The organism is Nocardia sp. NPDC050630 (assembly GCF_044457245.1).
Lineage (GTDB): Bacteria > Actinomycetota > Actinomycetes > Mycobacteriales > Mycobacteriaceae > Nocardia.
Window position 1 is genome coordinate 118,942 of record NZ_JBITGN010000007.1, and the last position, 13,774, is coordinate 132,715.

Genomic DNA, 13,774 nt, shown 5'->3' on the forward strand with positions numbered 1-13,774 from the left:
GAAGTAACTTCGCACTCACATACAGCGTCCGCACGGTCGCGGGGACGAAACCGATCGGGTATCAAGGGGTACGAAGTCATCGCGAAGTGTGTTGCCGCGGGATAGCATCAGTCGATTCCCACGCTGTCGAGGGCCGCGACCGCCGGGACGCCACCTGGAATCCCATGCGACGCATAGAGAACGGCCGCACAGATGTATGAAGATCCGGACCTTGCCCAAGCACAGGTCTTCTTGGAACTGCTGGCGAATCGGGGCGAATCGCTGACCCGTGAACTGGGACGCGCCCAGCGCCTCACCCCGGCATACCGCGCAGAACTGGTAGTCGAGCTGCGCGCAATACAACGATTCATCGACCGCCTGCACCGCCGGTTCCCGGAAACCTGCCCTGGTCGCCTCAATGGTGAATTCCAACGGACCACATCGGGGGCGCAGCCGAGATCTCGGTGAAAAGCCATGTCGCGAACCGGCCTTTCGAAAGGCTTGTGCTTGGCTGATCCCGTGCGGAAACGGACTTGGCTTTCGACGACCGGTCTCGTACTCGTGCTGCTGTGGGGCGAGTGGGAGAACTGGCGCGCATCCCGCAGACTGGTGGGTTCGGTTACGGGTGCCTCCGAAGTCGTCGTGGTTCTCGGCTATCGCAATGCGAGCCCACGCGCGAACATCATGAACCGGTGGCGGGTACGCGCAGGTCTGCGTTCCATCGACCCCGCGGTCAGAACTCGTCTCGTGCTCTGCGGAGGAGCGTGCGCGGGTCCGCAGACCGAGGCTGCTCTGATGGCCCGATACGCCACCCAGACCCGCGGGTACCGCGGCGAGCTCGTTTTGGAAGACCAAAGCCGCACTACTTGGGAGAACATCAGTTTTGCGATCCCCTACCTGGAGGACGTCGATCGGATCAAAATCGTCTCGATTCCCCTCCATGCCGAGAAGGCACGACAATACCTCGCCCAGCAGCGCCCGGAGCTGGCGTCGCGTCTGGTGCGGGGCGCGGATTATCGGTTCGGTGAGTGGATGCTGGTAAAGCCAGTGGTGGCGATCTACGGCCGGTGGAAGGACGCCCGCTCACGTGTCCGGAAAAGCCCGCGCGATGGCATCAGCCGTTGACCTCGATCGGCAATTTCGACAGGCGCGGGATCCAATGCGTCATCATCGTCGAGATGACCCGCACCGCAAGAACCGCGACGCACATGCGGGCGGTCACGCCTGCACGCCAGGCGATCGCGGTATTACGTCGGAGGTAATCGACGCGCCGCAGCGACGCGGGCATGGTGGCGGGCATGAACGAACTCGGGACGACCACCACTCGGACTGTCGTCGAGGAGTTGCTGCGCCGGATCGGTGCGGGCGACCCGGACGCCACCGCCGCACTCTATGCCCCGGTCAGCGACTGGAAACTCAATTGGCCGGACAATGAGCACAACCGACCCGCCACCCCATGGATCCGCCACCGCGCCACCCGCGCCGACGCGGCCGCGCATTTCCGTGAAATCGCTCACCACCATGTGCCCGAAGAGGTCGGCACCGTGGTCGAACGCATTCTGGTCGACGGCCCAGATGCGGTGGTACTCGGTGAAATCCGCCAAACCGCCCGCCCCACCGGCCGCGCCTACCGCTCCCGTTTCGCGCTACACCTGACCATCGAAAACGGCCTCGTTACCCGCCACCACGTCTACGAAGACAGCCTCGCCGTCGCCCAAGCCTTCGACCCACGGATACCCGTGCACGACCAAAGCGGCTCGAACGCATTGTGATCCCGCCCGGCCTCAATTCTCGGATTGGTTGGCAGCCAACATCATTCGAAATCCGTTCCTGCGGAATGCCACAGCCTGCAGTGAGATGCGCGGAAGCTGGAAAACATTCGAAACGCCGATAGGCGAACAGCGACGGATCCAGTTGGGCGCCAACCTGTCTGCTGCGCACACTGCCGACCCCCGACCGGTACCCCAGTTCTCGGGCACCCGTTGGCGCACAAGCCAATCAGCGGGCGATCCGGATCAGGGGTAGCGCAGTGGCAATCAGCCGCGCAGCAGACGATTCGGTCGCGGACTAGGTATTGCGGGCCGGGACGTTGCTGACGGCGCCTGCTCACGCGAAGCCGAAGGCTGGTGGGGTGTTTCAGGTTTGCGAGGTTGGTTGGATGATCTCGCACAGTGTCGCTGCTGCGCGAAGGAGGGCTAGTTGTCGTTGAGCGATGGTGTTCAGGCGGTTACCGAGTGCCTCGAGCGAGTGACTCACGTCGTGGAGGTCCCGGATCGCCGTGATGGCCTTGTGGACGTCGGTGATGCGGTAGCCGGCGGCTCGCAGGGCCGTGGTGATGCGGGCGTCTCGGATTGCTGCAAGGTGGTAGCGCCGGGCTGATCCCGCTCGGGTGATGATCCGTTCGGGTGCTACCAGACCGACCTGCTCCCAGAAGCGGAGTGTTGAAGCTCGCAGCCCGAGCGCCCTGGACAGTTCGGTGATGGTCATAGCGTCTGCTTCGACCGGGTCGGCGTCAGTTGTCGCTTCGTCATGTATCGCCTTCAACGCCGCACGGGCAGCCAGCGCTTGTTCTCGTTCCTGGTTGAGCCGTGCGTGGAAGGAGCACACCAGGGCTGCGGCCTGGTCGGGCGGCAGTGAGCGGATCGTGCGCATCGCGCGACGAGCCTCGACCGGTCCCACGGCGTAGGCGAGGCCGCGGTAGGCGTGCAGGTCGCGGATGTGGTCTGCGGAGAACTGCCGGTATCGGTTACCCGCTCGGGTTGCGGCGGGGATAACACCGAGCCTCTCCAGGTCACGGATCTGCTGGGCCGAGTAGCCGGTCGCTGCCGCCACCGCGGTGACAGTCAGCAACTGCGCTGCCAGGTGTTCTCGAGCATGTATCAACCCTCCATAAGCACTTCAAGTTCACGCTTGAACCATGAGTATGGACCAGATTCTCGAGACGATCCGAGGCTTCGACGGGGTGCTCGAGCTTGCTCCGGCCGATGGCGGCCCGTTCCCGAAGATCGCCTGGGGAGACCACTTCTTCTATTACGCGCCCGATGGCCAACTGCCGCAACGCGAACAGCCCTACGCCACCATCGTGACGAAGAACTACCCCGATGACAGTTCGTGTGACCTCGACCGCCCCGACCGCTGGCGGCTGAACATCCACGTCGGCAGCAGCGCCTTCACCGAACTCGTCGGTGCGCCTCCGCAGGCCAGTTCGGCGGCGGTCGACTTCACTGCCCTCGACGCCGTTCTCCCTCATCCTGTGTATCGCAGACAGGGCTGGATCTCGATCATCAACCCGGACGTGCAAACCCACGAGCTGGCGGTCAGCCTCCTGCACGAGGCACATGACGCGGCGCGTCGACGAACGGCCCGCCGGAAGTCCACCACGTCCGCCGATGACACCACCTCAGGCAACGATCGGTGACTCATCGCAACGCCCTGTTGTCGATCGAGGGCAGTCGGCGCCGCATCACAATCGCAATGCGACACCGGCCGATGCCATCGACCAGATGGAGGCATGGCGACGCCACCACAAATGGTCAGCTGCCCGCATCAGCGTCACGGCTCACGACCGGCGTCACCAACGTCTGGCCCTCCTACACCTAGGTGGGAATGGCGCCGAGTTGTCGCAGCTGCGAGAAGACGTCGACGACACCCCAGATCTCAGCGATTCGGCCGTCGGCGAAGCGGACGATGAAGATCTCGTTGTACGCAACGGATTTGCCGGTTGGCGGCAGTCCCCGATACTCACCCTGGTGGGTCCCGGTGACCGTGTTCCGGAAGACAACCTTGTCCCCCTCGGCGATCACATCCTCGACCGCAACGTGAATATCGGGGAACGCACGAAGGAGCACCGCCCACACCTGTTTTAGCGCCTGTGGCCCCGTCGTACCCATCGGCACCGGCGCGTGGAACAGCATGTCCGGCGTGACGACCTCATCGATCGTCTTCGAGATGACCTCCAGATCGCCGCTGTTGACGGCGTCATGGATGCGGTTGAACGCCGCCTTATTAGTTGCTGCTGTTGACATGTGGCTTCTCCTCGATTGACATGAACGGGTTTGCCGGACCGCTATCGGCTGATCCGACGCGGAACCGCCACCGTGACGAGCTTGTCCGGGTTGCGGATGGCATAGAAATTGGTGATCTTGCCGTCGATGATCTCCATCAGGAAGACGCCTTCCAGGTAGTCGTGGCTGTAGACGGCCATGGCGGGAGTGTTGTTGCAGTTGAGCATTTCGATCCGCAGGTTCGGTGTCCTGCTCGCCTTGTGGAACAGGTCCACGAGGCATCGGGCCACCTTCTGCGCACCCACTACCGGTCTGCGCGTCGCGATGGCCTTGCCGCCGCTGTCGGCGGTCCAGGCGACCTCCGGAGCGAGTAGCGAGAGCAGCCCCTGTGCGTCACCGGTGGACGCCGCTGTCATGAACTGCTGGGTGATCTCCGCTATTTTCACTGTGTCGACGGGCTCGAAGCGTTTACGCCGCGCCTGCACGTGCGAGCGGGCGCGATGGGCAACCTGGCGCACCGTCGCCACGGATTTGTCCACCGCCGCGGCGATGTCGTCATAGTCGAAGCCGAATACCTCGCGGAGCACGAACACCGCACGCTCGTCGGGAGTGAGTGTTTCCAGGAGTACGAGCATCGCCATCGACACCGATTCGGCGAGTACGACGTCGGCTGACGGGTCGTGCTCGTCGAGCAGCAGCGGCTCGGGCAGCCACGGGCCGATGTAGTCCTCGCGACGGCGCGCGCCGGCCCGCACGGCATTGAGGGCCTGCCGAGTCACCAACTGTGCCAAATACGACTTGGTATCGCGCACCGTCGCGAGGTTCACCTCGGCCCACCGCAGATAGCTGTCCTGCAGCACGTCGTCGGATTCGGTTGCCGAACCGAGGATTTCGTACACGATCGTGAACAGCAGTGGCCGCAGCACGGTGAAGCGCTCGGCGTGCTCGTCGGTCGTCACGAGGACGCGACCACCGGCGCGGCGGAGGTCGGCCGCGCAGGACGCGGGCCGCCCTTCGGCCAGATCAGGGAACCCGGCTTGCGGGCCTCGCGACGGATCTTCCACACCGCGACCTTGCAGGTCACCTCCTTGATCCGCGCACCCATGCGGCCGCCGATATAGAGGTTCACCGCGGTGTCGTCTTTGCGGGCGAGTTGTCGGATGCCGACGCGACGACCGAGGCTGACGCACGCCCCGGTGAGGGCCAAGTCGAGCATCGCGGGTTCGGTCCCCGCGATGTGACTCAGCACAGTATTCGCTGCCTGCGCCCCGAGCGGCCCGGCGCCCTGGCAGCTCATCCGCAGCGGTTGGCCCGATGGTGCTGCGGCGTCGCCGGTCGCCACGATCCGGTCGTCGTCGATGCTGGTCAGGGTTTCGTCGGTGAGCAGCCGACCGAGCGCGTCGGTTCGCAGCCCGCTCTCGGCCGCCAACTGCGGCACGCCGAAACCCGTCGTCCAGATGGTCAGTGCGCTCGGTCGCGCCACACCATCGGCGAAGACAACCGCGTCCGGCCGCACCTCGGTCACCACGTCACCCTCGAGCACGGCGACACCATGCCGCGATAGGCAGTCGGCGACGTACCGGCGACCCGACACGCTCAGTGCGGGCATCAGCGTTGCGCCACACACCAGGGTGACCGTGCGTCCTTGTTCGGCGAGTTCGGCGGCCGTCTCGATGCCGGTCGGTCCGCCGCCGACCACGGTGACGGGAGCATCGAGAGGCAACTCGTCCAGCCTGGCACGCAGCCGCTGCGCGGACTCGAATTCAGCGAGGGGGAAAGCGAACTCGGCCGCGCCGGTCACCGACGGTATCGCCGCTGTGCTGCCGACCGCGTAGATGACGTGGTCGTAGTCGAGCGTGCGACCCGACGCCAGGCGCACCGTGCGGGCAGCGGTATCGATGCGCGTGGCGCTGTCGACTACCAACCGGATGCCCTCGCCGAGCAGTGTGCCATAGTCGATCGTCGCATCGCCGGTTCCGGCCACGAACTGGTGCAGGCGGACCCGATCGACGAACTCCGGACGGGGATTCACCAGCGTGATGTCGATATCGGTGCGCATCCGCAGATGGTTGGCCGCAACTGTCCCGGCGTAACCGCCGCCGATGACGACGACCTTATGGGGTGTGTCGTGTTCATTCATGCCCACAAGACACCGCCCAACCCTGAAACATGACATGGATGCGACGTGACGTGCGTCACTCATCGCTGGAGTACGGCTCTGAGCAGCTCGGCGGGCGTGCCCGTGGTCGTATCGAGTGCATCCATCCACATCGACAGCAGGGCGCTCCGTGTGCCGGGCTGTGGAAGTCGACGCTGCCCCGCCGCGGCAATCTGTCGGAGCACGTCGTTAATCTGCGAGGATGGTCAGACCTGAGTCGGCGCTGCGTCGCCTGTTGCGTGAAACAGGAAAACTGTTGCAACCGTACGGGTTTCACGGCTCCGACCCCAGGTGGATACGGGTCGAGCCAGGCGGTGTCGCCGCCGTCGGCCGCACTCGAGTTTCCCGCACGTGGACCAGTGGGCAGCAGGTCCTCGGATTCGGCTTGGAGCTGAGTGCCACCCCAACGGCCTGGTGGGAATACCTCAATTGGCGCAACGCACAACTTGGCGTGCCGCCCACACCGCTGGAAGAGGCCACGGGCCCCGATCTGATCAACACCCACCCCCTGCCCGACGAGCTGACCGCATCGTGGTCCATACGACTCGATCCGGAACAACCCGGCCAGCATGTCCTGCAACTCGATATCGACGCCATCCGTACCGAACTCCCCCGGCGCGTACACGCCTACGCGCGCCGCGCATTACGGTTGGTGGAGCCGGACCAGTACCTCGACGAACTGCTCGCCCATCCCGACCCGCGCATCGGCACCTGGGAGGCGATCGTTGTCCTGCTCGCCGATCGGGGACCGGGACCCCACCTGGACGACGCATTCGATCAGCTCCGAAAGCATTGCGCGGAACGAAATGCGGCCGCATACGCGGACGATGTCATCGCGTACGCACGAAACCGCGCCTTGGTTCACTGAGGCCGGGCACTGCTACTTGTGGTAGGCATCGTCGCGGATGACTTGGACACCGCGCCATCCCCAGTAGACGCAGTGGCGCTGAATGAGGCCGTCGGCGATCTCCATCACCTCGACGAAGTCCATTTGCTCACCCGTGGGCGTCTGGCGGGGGTATTCGAAGATCATGGTGCGCGCGCCGTCGGTCAGGTAGCCCGTTCGATAGTAGGTGCGCAGCGGCGGTTTGCGCGCGGCGACTTGTTCGAGCACCGGCCGAAGTTCGTTGTGGCCGTGTACGACTCCGCTCTCGGTGCCCATGGTCAGTGGGACGGCGGGGCTTTCGAGCACTGCGTCGGGGGCGTACAGAGCCAGCAGTCCCGCTACGTCGTCATCGGACAACGCTTTGTCCCATTCGTAGTAGATCCGTTGTGCTGCTTGCGCAAAGCTCTCGTGGTCGTCCATGACTCTCCTTCCGTCGTCATAGTCGCACCTACCCGATACACGTCGAGATAATCCGACCCGCCGCGATACCGACAACCGGCACGAAGCCAATCGCCAATACCGTTTCGCGGCCGGTCGCCATGTCCGGGCGCACCGCTGGAGGCCACGGTGCACCGCAGGTGGTCACGTAGTGGTGGGCACGGGACAAGTCAGTGTGCGCCGAGCGCATCCAGGATCATCGGACGCGCCGACGCGAGCGCTTGCTGCCAATAGGGCCAGGTGTGCGTTCCGTTGACGATGTCGAAACGCGCGGGGATGCCGAGTTCGGTCATCCGATCACGCAGCATCTGGGCGGAGGTCAACGTCATCGCTTCGAGGGCCATCCCGTTCACCGTGTTGCCGATTCCGTACGGCAGGTCGAGCGGGCCGGGCTGGCCATTGCCGGTCCAGACGTAGACCGGCAGCCCGCGCAGCGATTCCGCCTGGACAGTGGCATCGTTGCGGATCCAGGCGGGGTCACCAGCCGGACCCCACATATCGTCCACATTGAAGTTGCCCTCGTCCCACATGGCAGCGCGCATCGCTTCGTTCCAGAGTGGGAAAGTCGGGTGCACGAAGCCGGAAAATGATCCGGCGAACTTGAATTGGTCGCGATGCTGCCCGGCCAGTATCAGTGCGGCATTGCCGCCCATAGAGGCACCGACGATCGCGTTGTTGGTGCGCGAAACGCCGTACCCCGCCAGGAATGCGGGCAACTCCCGGGTGAGGAAGGTTTCCCATTTGTACGTCGTCTGCTGACCATTGGTACTGCTGGGTCGGTACCAGTCGGTGTAGAAGCTCGACCGGCCGCCGACCGGGAACACCAAAGTGACGTTGTCGCCTGCGAATTCGCGCAGCGCGTCGGTGTCGCTGGTCCACTGACTGTGATCGGTGGGCGCACGGAGACCGTCGAGCACGTAGACGGCCGCGCTGCCGCCTCGGGCCGCCCACTGCACCTGGACCTTGACCGGTCCCATACTCGACGGCACGAACAGGTCCTCGAAACCACCCGCGGGTGTGGCGCTGGCTTGTGCCGCACCGATCGATGAGAGCAGAACGGCGGCTGCCAGCGCAGCGCCGGTCTTGCGCAGCCAACCCCAATGATTCCCAGACCGTGCTGTACCCACCCGCACACCTCCTACCGATCGGAAAGATCATCATAGTTTGCGCGACAATGCTCTCGCCTCAGCTGACCGCCTTCGCAATGAGCGCGCCGAGCCGTTCCTCATCGTCGGCCGTCAACTTCGTCCATGCGAAGGCGGTCGGCCAGATGGTGCCTTCATCGAGGGCCGCGATGTCGTTCGATGCCGAACGTCGCGGTACCACGACTCGAATTTCTCGGCGGTTCGGAAGAAGCAGACGACCTTGCCGCCCATGGCATACGCGGCCATACCGTACCAGAGTTTCGGTGCAAGAGCTGGTGCCTTGGCCGATCCCGCACCGGACTTCTTCGAAACCGATCAATCACTCGGAGCCGGAGTCGCCCGGCGGGCGGAGCGCGTCGCGGATGGTGTCGCGGAGCCAGCGCTGCGCCGGGTCGGCGTCGAGGCGGGCGTGCCAGAGCAGTCGCACTTCGACATCCGGTAGGGGCGCGGGGATCGGAAACCAGCGCAGGCCGAGGGCTTGGCCGTACTGTTCGGCGAGCCGCTGCGGCACGAGTCCGACGTACCGACTCGAGGCGACCAAGAGCGCGGCGACGGCGGAAGTCGGCACGACGGCGGCCACGCGGCGTTGCAATCCCGCGGCGTCGAGTGCGTCGTCGAGCGGCCCGCGAGCGCGGCCACGCCGGGAAGCCGAGACGTGCGGATGGCGGCACAGTTGCCGCAAGGTCGGGCGGCGGCCCAGCGGGCTGTCGGCGCGGACTATGCCCACTATTCGTTCGCGATACAGCACAGCCGACCGAATGTCGGGAGCGACGATGTCGCCCGCGCCGATATCCAGATCGACCGAGCCATCACGCAGCGCCTCGATGCTCTCGCTGCCCTCCGCGACGAAGCGCAGCGTTACGCCGGGGGCGACCGCGGCCGTGGCATCGACCGCCACTGCCGCCAGGGTCGCGGCCACACCGTCATTGATGCGAATCGTGAAGGTGCGCTGCAATTCCGCGACCGTGACGTCGCGATCGGCGCTGATCAGTGCCGAGGCCTCGTCCAGCAGGGACCGCACCCGCGGCGCGGTGCGCAGCGCGAACGGTGTCGGAGCCATCCCACGACCGGCGCGCACCAGGATCGGATCACCCATCGCCCGCCGCAGTCGGCCCAAAGCCCGGCTGGTCGCTGGGATGGACAGATGTAGGCGCTCGGAGGCCCCCGTGACGCTGCCGTCCTGGAGTAGGGCGTCGAATACGCGCAGGAGGTTCAGGTCGAGCTGTTCTGACACAGTTGCATGATACGCAAGTATCAATTGTGAAAGTTGCGTGGCACGGAGAATACCCACGTCCATACGGTCGTGGCCATGCACCTGAATAACACTACGGACATGCCATCGCGGCCAACCGCGCACCGCGGCCTACTCGCGGTCATCTGCGCCTGCGTGGTGCTCGTCGTCGGTATGGTCGCCGCGATCAATCTCGCCGTCCCGATGCTCGCCGCCAGCGCACTGCACCCGTCCGCGTCGGCACTGGTCTGGATCGTCGATACCTACGTGATCGTCTTCGCCTGCCTGGTTATCCCCGGTGGCGCGGCGGGAGATCGCTTCGGGCGCAAGGGTGTTCTGCTCAGCGGGCTCGGACTGTTCGCGGTGGGCGCGCTCATCTCGGCAGCGGCACCGAACGTGGCGCTTCTGCTGGCGGGGCGCGCGGTCACGGGTATCGGTGCTGCTGCCGTCCTGCCCAATACACTTGCCGTCCTGCTGCATGCTGTTCCCGCCCAGCGCAAGAGCGCGACGATCGCGGTCTGGGCGTCGATGACCGGTATCGGTGGCGTTGTCGGCAATGTCGGTGGGGGGGTGATCCTTTCGGGCGGCTCATGGCGTTGGTTGTTCGCCGCCGCCGTGCCGATCGCGCTGCTGCTCGCCGCACTTGTGGCACGTATCGCACCGGTGTCGCCGCGCCATGACCGACGTCTCGACCCGCTCGGCGCGGTATTGCTCGTCGGCGCGTCGGTCGCGCTGCTGCTCGGCATCGTCCAAGGTCCGGAGGCGGGTTGGGACAGTGGCATTGTCATCGCCGGATTCGCCTGCGCGGCAGTCTTGTTCGCGGTGTGGACGATTGTCGAATTGAAAGTCGAACACCCGCTGCTGGATCCGCGATTGCTCCGTCTCCCGGCCCTGCGCAGTTCCTGCCTCGGCATGACGGCGGTGTTCTTCGGCATGTTCGCACTGTTCTACGTCAACGCGTCATTCCTGCAGTACGGCAAGGGATTCGGCGTGTTGCGTACCGGTCTCGGGATAATCCCGTTGACCATCCCGATCATCCTCGGCGCGAAACATGTCGGACGACTGGCACAGCGCATCGGACTCGACGCCACCACCGCGCTCGCCTTCGTATTCGTCGGCGGCGGACTGCTCGGCCTGTCCACGAGCGATGCGCGGACTCCGTATGTCGCATATGCCGCGTGGCTCGTGGTGATGGGAGTCGGTGTGACGCTGGCACTTCCGACATTGTCGGGGGCGATCGCAGGGTCGCTGCCGCCGGAGCAAGCCGGGGTCGCAGCGGGATTGCAGGCCACCACCCGGGAGTTCGGCAGCGCGCTCGGCGTCGCGGTTATCGGTACGGTGCTCACTGCACGGTTCGTCGCCGCACTACCGCCGGATATCCGCGCCGACCACGATCCGCACACCGTGGCACAAGCTCTCGCATCCGGACACACCGATGACGTTGTGGCAGCGTTTGTTTCGGGTGCCGACGACGGGCTACGGGCAATCGGCGTGCTCGTGCTCATCTCCGGCGTGCTCGTCGTGCTGCAGTCGCTGCTGTCCCGACGTGGATCCGACCGTCGGGCCAAGGACCTCGATGCGTCCTCGCCATCGAGTAGTCGGACTACAACGTCGTCCCCCTCCCTAGTCGATCACACCTCGTGAGCCTGGCGAGGCCGCCGATGGCACCGCGCGTTCTGCGGAATCTTCTTGCCACAGATGCGACATCATCACCGGATACCGCACCAGCCGGAACTCTGGTCCCAATGCTCGTCGAGCCGCATCGCCGTCTCCCGACCCCACGTCATAGGCCGAAGGCTAACAGGCCGTTAGTCGTATCGGGCCGGTTGCGAGGTGGCCCTTGCGGGCGATTAGGGCGGAGCGGAGGTACCAGAGTCCGCTGGGTTCGGCTGGATCGAATCCGGTGAGGTGGGCAATTCGGCGGAGCCGATAGTCGACGGTATTCGGGTGGACGCGTAGTTGGCGTGCCGCGCGCGTTCGGCTCAGGCCGGTTTCGATATAGATCTGGAGGGTTTCCAGCAGGCCCGGGTGTTCGTCCAGTGGGGTGAGTCGGGTGGCGAGCGCATCGCGACCTACTCCGGGGCGGGTCAGTTGGTACTGCAGTGCCAGTTCGGTGAATCTGTATACGCCAGGCTCCAATTCGAGCTGTTGCACGGTGTCGAGGAGTTCGTGGGCATGACGCGCGGCGGTGGGCACCTCGTCGGGTGGGGCGGCGACAACGGCGACTGTCAGCGGCACCTGCGTGGCGCAGGACATCCGTTGCACCGAACCGTCGAGTGCGGGATCGGCCAGCACCGTCGACGGGACGAGAATCGTTCCGCCGTCTACGGATAACAGCGACAGCGCATGGCCTCCGAAGATGGTCGCGAGTGCGGCCTGCAGGCGGCGCAGCTTACGGCGTGCGACGACCTGTCCGTCGAGCCGCGGGTGACTCTCATCAGGATGCGCCGGAATCGCGACGGCGAGCACCGAGTACTCGTCGGCGATCGGTAAGCCGCCGTCCCGCGCCGCCGCGGAATCGAGCCGACCGGCGAGCAATGCCGAGGTCAGGCTGTGCGCTGCGGTCTGATGCTCGGCGGCGACGGCCTTGTGCTCGAGCACGTAGGCCTTGCTGACGGTGGCGGTGATCAGGCTCGACAGCTCCAGCACCCTGGCGGTGCCCGTGACGACACCTCGCACGTCTGCCGGACCCGTGCGAGCGAAAATCAGATCCAGCCCCACCTCGAGTCCCTTGTGAACAGCATGCAGAACGGTCTCGACCGGGATTCGCTCACGGGCACATCCCGCGGCCGCGATCGCCAGCCGGTCGGTGCTCGTCGGCAGCACATGCCCCTCCACACCGTGGATCAACCACCCGAGGCAGATCCGGACCACGGCCTTCACATCACGAACCAGCGTTTGACCCGGCATCGCACCGCACTGTTCGTCCGACTCCGCGAGATGTGTCATCACCTCGCGGGTCAACCTCTCGATATCGCGCGCGGACAGCGAAATCGGCCGCTCCAGCCCATTGTGTTCGGGCCGGACGAGACTCTCGATCGCCACGTATGACCTCCTTGTCGCCGTAGTCACGCGGTCACTACGCCCGGGTGAACAACTGCCGCGCCGAGAACTTTGCTGTTACCGGCTGTCTGCTGTATCAGGAAACGTTAAGCCGAGCGGTAGCTCAGCTTCTACTCCTCTTTGAGCAATCCCCAACGGCCACAGACATACTCGACTACCAGGCGAAATGCTGAGTCTCGATCCATGTCGAGGAGCGCTCACCCACCAATAGTTGGGGAGGTGCTCACTTTTGAAGCCGCCTCAGGCCGACTTGGCCTTGATCTCGGCCTCGGCCATGGCCGTCATCATCCGCGCGGTCATCTCGATCGCCTCTTTGCGTTCCCGGCTGTCGACCTCCAGCGCCGACGCACGGAGCACTGCGGCAAAACCGGTGTTGATCAGCACGAATGTCATCACGTCGTACTCGTGATCGTCACCGGGGCCGAGCAACTGGATCACCAGCAGCTTGACCAGCAGACGCAGTCGCGGCTCGAATTCGGGGATACCACTGCTGTAGAACTGGACTCCGGCTACCAGCGCCCGCACCAACCGGGCGTTGGCCACCAGTTCGTCGGTGATGACTTCCAGGATGCCGGTGATCATCTCCAGGATCGGCTTGTCCGACAGCCCGAATATCCGCTCGGTAAAGCGCCTTTCGACATTTTCGAGCAGGCGCCGCAGCAACTCCTCGACGATGACCGAGCGGTCGGCGAAGTACCGATAGACGGTGCCGATGCTCACCCCGGCCTCGGCCGCGATCCGGTTCGTCGAGGTGTTGGCGATACCGCGCTCCCCGAAAAGCTCTGCGGCGGTGTCGAGTATGTGTTCCCGGGTCGCCCTGGCGCGTTCCTGGGTCGGGCGACGGCGCTGCCCAACGGTTTTCGGCGGCAT

At 65.1% G+C, this 13,774-nt stretch carries 17 protein-coding genes; 6 read left to right on the plus strand and 11 right to left on the minus strand.

The window, feature by feature from the left end; genetic code table 11:
- Positions 1-192: 192 nt before the first annotated feature.
- Together ACIBG0_RS19730 and ACIBG0_RS19735 are read left to right on the plus strand one after the other, a co-directional pair.
- Entirely contained in the window at positions 193-447 is a 255-nt protein-coding gene (locus ACIBG0_RS19730; RefSeq protein ID WP_397034310.1) for a hypothetical protein, read from the plus strand.
- 93 nt (positions 448-540) lie between these two features.
- Entirely contained in the window at positions 541-1,104 is a 564-nt protein-coding gene (locus ACIBG0_RS19735; protein ID WP_397034311.1) for a YdcF family protein, read from the plus strand.
- Here the strand turns inward: ACIBG0_RS19735 and ACIBG0_RS19740 are convergent.
- A complete protein-coding gene (locus ACIBG0_RS19740) occupies positions 1,094-1,279 on the minus strand; it encodes a hypothetical protein (RefSeq protein ID WP_397034313.1) in 186 nt (61 codons plus the stop codon). The two genes, ACIBG0_RS19735 and ACIBG0_RS19740, sit on opposite strands and share 11 nt — an antisense overlap.
- On the opposite strand from ACIBG0_RS19740, the gene ACIBG0_RS19745 reads away from it, so the two are divergent.
- Complete coding sequence (locus tag ACIBG0_RS19745) at positions 1,278-1,751, plus strand: nuclear transport factor 2 family protein (protein WP_397034315.1); 474 nt, start codon at positions 1,278-1,280, stop codon at positions 1,749-1,751. The genes ACIBG0_RS19740 and ACIBG0_RS19745 overlap by 2 nt on opposite strands.
- A gap of 364 nt (positions 1,752-2,115) precedes the next feature.
- Here the strand turns inward: ACIBG0_RS19745 and ACIBG0_RS19750 are convergent, their stop codons facing one another.
- The gene (locus tag ACIBG0_RS19750; RefSeq protein ID WP_397034317.1) at positions 2,116-2,811 is read right to left on the minus strand and encodes a MerR family transcriptional regulator; all 696 of its coding nucleotides are present in this window, start codon (positions 2,809-2,811) and stop codon (positions 2,116-2,118) included.
- Positions 2,812-2,896: 85 nt separating this feature from the next.
- Between ACIBG0_RS19750 and ACIBG0_RS19755 the strand changes: the two genes are divergently transcribed.
- Complete coding sequence (locus ACIBG0_RS19755; RefSeq protein WP_397034319.1) at positions 2,897-3,397, plus strand: DUF6194 family protein; 501 nt, start codon at positions 2,897-2,899, stop codon at positions 3,395-3,397.
- 178 nt (positions 3,398-3,575) lie between these two features.
- Here the strand turns inward: ACIBG0_RS19755 and ACIBG0_RS19760 are convergent, their stop codons facing one another.
- Genes ACIBG0_RS19760 through ACIBG0_RS19770 form a run of 3 tightly spaced genes read right to left on the minus strand, consistent with a single transcriptional unit; the run spans position 3,576 to position 6,123 of the window.
- Positions 3,576-4,004, minus strand: coding sequence for an ester cyclase (locus ACIBG0_RS19760; protein ID WP_397034321.1), 429 nt, complete (start codon positions 4,002-4,004; stop codon positions 3,576-3,578).
- A 41-nt stretch (positions 4,005-4,045) separates the two neighbouring features.
- Positions 4,046-4,942, minus strand: a complete 897-nt coding sequence (sigJ, locus tag ACIBG0_RS19765; RefSeq protein WP_397034323.1) for an RNA polymerase sigma factor SigJ — start codon at positions 4,940-4,942, stop codon at positions 4,046-4,048.
- Positions 4,939-6,123, minus strand: coding sequence for an NAD(P)/FAD-dependent oxidoreductase (locus tag ACIBG0_RS19770; RefSeq protein WP_397034325.1), 1,185 nt, complete (start codon positions 6,121-6,123; stop codon positions 4,939-4,941). Before ACIBG0_RS19770 ends, sigJ begins: the two co-directional genes overlap by 4 nt.
- A 220-nt stretch (positions 6,124-6,343) precedes the next feature.
- Between ACIBG0_RS19770 and ACIBG0_RS19775 the strand changes: the two genes are divergently transcribed.
- Entirely contained in the window at positions 6,344-7,009 is a 666-nt protein-coding gene (locus ACIBG0_RS19775; RefSeq protein ID WP_397034327.1) for a hypothetical protein, read from the plus strand.
- A 12-nt stretch (positions 7,010-7,021) separates the two neighbouring features.
- Here the strand turns inward: ACIBG0_RS19775 and ACIBG0_RS19780 are convergent, their stop codons facing one another.
- The 4 genes from ACIBG0_RS19780 to ACIBG0_RS19795 all read right to left on the minus strand — a co-directional run bounded on the left by ACIBG0_RS19780 (position 7,022) and on the right by ACIBG0_RS19795 (position 9,844).
- Entirely contained in the window at positions 7,022-7,447 is a 426-nt protein-coding gene (locus ACIBG0_RS19780) for a nuclear transport factor 2 family protein (RefSeq protein ID WP_397034329.1), read from the minus strand.
- Between the two features lie 188 nt (positions 7,448-7,635).
- Positions 7,636-8,592, minus strand: coding sequence for an alpha/beta hydrolase (locus ACIBG0_RS19785; RefSeq protein ID WP_397034331.1), 957 nt, complete (start codon positions 8,590-8,592; stop codon positions 7,636-7,638).
- Between the two features lie 58 nt (positions 8,593-8,650).
- Positions 8,651-8,791, minus strand: coding sequence for a hypothetical protein (locus tag ACIBG0_RS19790; RefSeq protein ID WP_397034333.1), 141 nt, complete (start codon positions 8,789-8,791; stop codon positions 8,651-8,653).
- A 138-nt stretch (positions 8,792-8,929) separates the two neighbouring features.
- On the minus strand, positions 8,930-9,844 hold the full coding sequence (locus tag ACIBG0_RS19795) for a LysR family transcriptional regulator (RefSeq protein WP_397034335.1): 915 nt from the start codon (positions 9,842-9,844) through the stop codon (positions 8,930-8,932).
- Positions 9,845-9,943: 99 nt separating this feature from the next.
- Between ACIBG0_RS19795 and ACIBG0_RS19800 the strand changes: the two genes are divergently transcribed.
- A complete protein-coding gene (locus tag ACIBG0_RS19800; RefSeq protein WP_397034337.1) occupies positions 9,944-11,485 on the plus strand; it encodes an MFS transporter in 1,542 nt (513 codons plus the stop codon).
- 153 nt (positions 11,486-11,638) lie between these two features.
- Here ACIBG0_RS19800 and ACIBG0_RS19805 read toward each other — a convergent pair whose 3' ends face one another.
- Complete coding sequence (locus tag ACIBG0_RS19805; RefSeq protein ID WP_397034339.1) at positions 11,639-12,886, minus strand: PucR family transcriptional regulator; 1,248 nt, start codon at positions 12,884-12,886, stop codon at positions 11,639-11,641.
- 258 nt (positions 12,887-13,144) lie between these two features.
- Positions 13,145-13,774, minus strand: coding sequence for a TetR/AcrR family transcriptional regulator (locus ACIBG0_RS19810; RefSeq protein ID WP_397034341.1), 630 nt, complete (start codon positions 13,772-13,774; stop codon positions 13,145-13,147).

What these genes read in the sequence shown, in the direction of transcription:
- ACIBG0_RS19730 (WP_397034310.1), top strand. Translation starts at nt 193, where the DNA reads ATGTATGAAGATCCGGACCTTGCCCAAGCACAGGTCTTCTTGGAACTG.
- ACIBG0_RS19745 (WP_397034315.1), top strand. Translation starts at nt 1,278, where the DNA reads ATGAACGAACTCGGGACGACCACCACTCGGACTGTCGTCGAGGAGTTG.
- ACIBG0_RS19740 (WP_397034313.1), bottom strand. Translation starts at nt 1,279, where the DNA reads ATGCCCGCCACCATGCCCGCGTCGCTGCGGCGCGTCGATTACCTCCGA.
- ACIBG0_RS19755 (WP_397034319.1), top strand. Translation starts at nt 2,897, where the DNA reads ATGAGTATGGACCAGATTCTCGAGACGATCCGAGGCTTCGACGGGGTG.
- ACIBG0_RS19760 (WP_397034321.1), bottom strand. Translation starts at nt 4,004, where the DNA reads ATGTCAACAGCAGCAACTAATAAGGCGGCGTTCAACCGCATCCATGAC.
- ACIBG0_RS19770 (WP_397034325.1), bottom strand. Translation starts at nt 6,123, where the DNA reads ATGAATGAACACGACACACCCCATAAGGTCGTCGTCATCGGCGGCGGT.
- ACIBG0_RS19775 (WP_397034327.1), top strand. Translation starts at nt 6,344, where the DNA reads ATGGTCAGACCTGAGTCGGCGCTGCGTCGCCTGTTGCGTGAAACAGGA.
- ACIBG0_RS19780 (WP_397034329.1), bottom strand. Translation starts at nt 7,447, where the DNA reads ATGGACGACCACGAGAGCTTTGCGCAAGCAGCACAACGGATCTACTAC.
- ACIBG0_RS19800 (WP_397034337.1), top strand. Translation starts at nt 9,944, where the DNA reads ATGCCATCGCGGCCAACCGCGCACCGCGGCCTACTCGCGGTCATCTGC.
- ACIBG0_RS19810 (WP_397034341.1), bottom strand. Translation starts at nt 13,774, where the DNA reads ATGCCGCCGAAAACCGTTGGGCAGCGCCGTCGCCCGACCCAGGAACGC.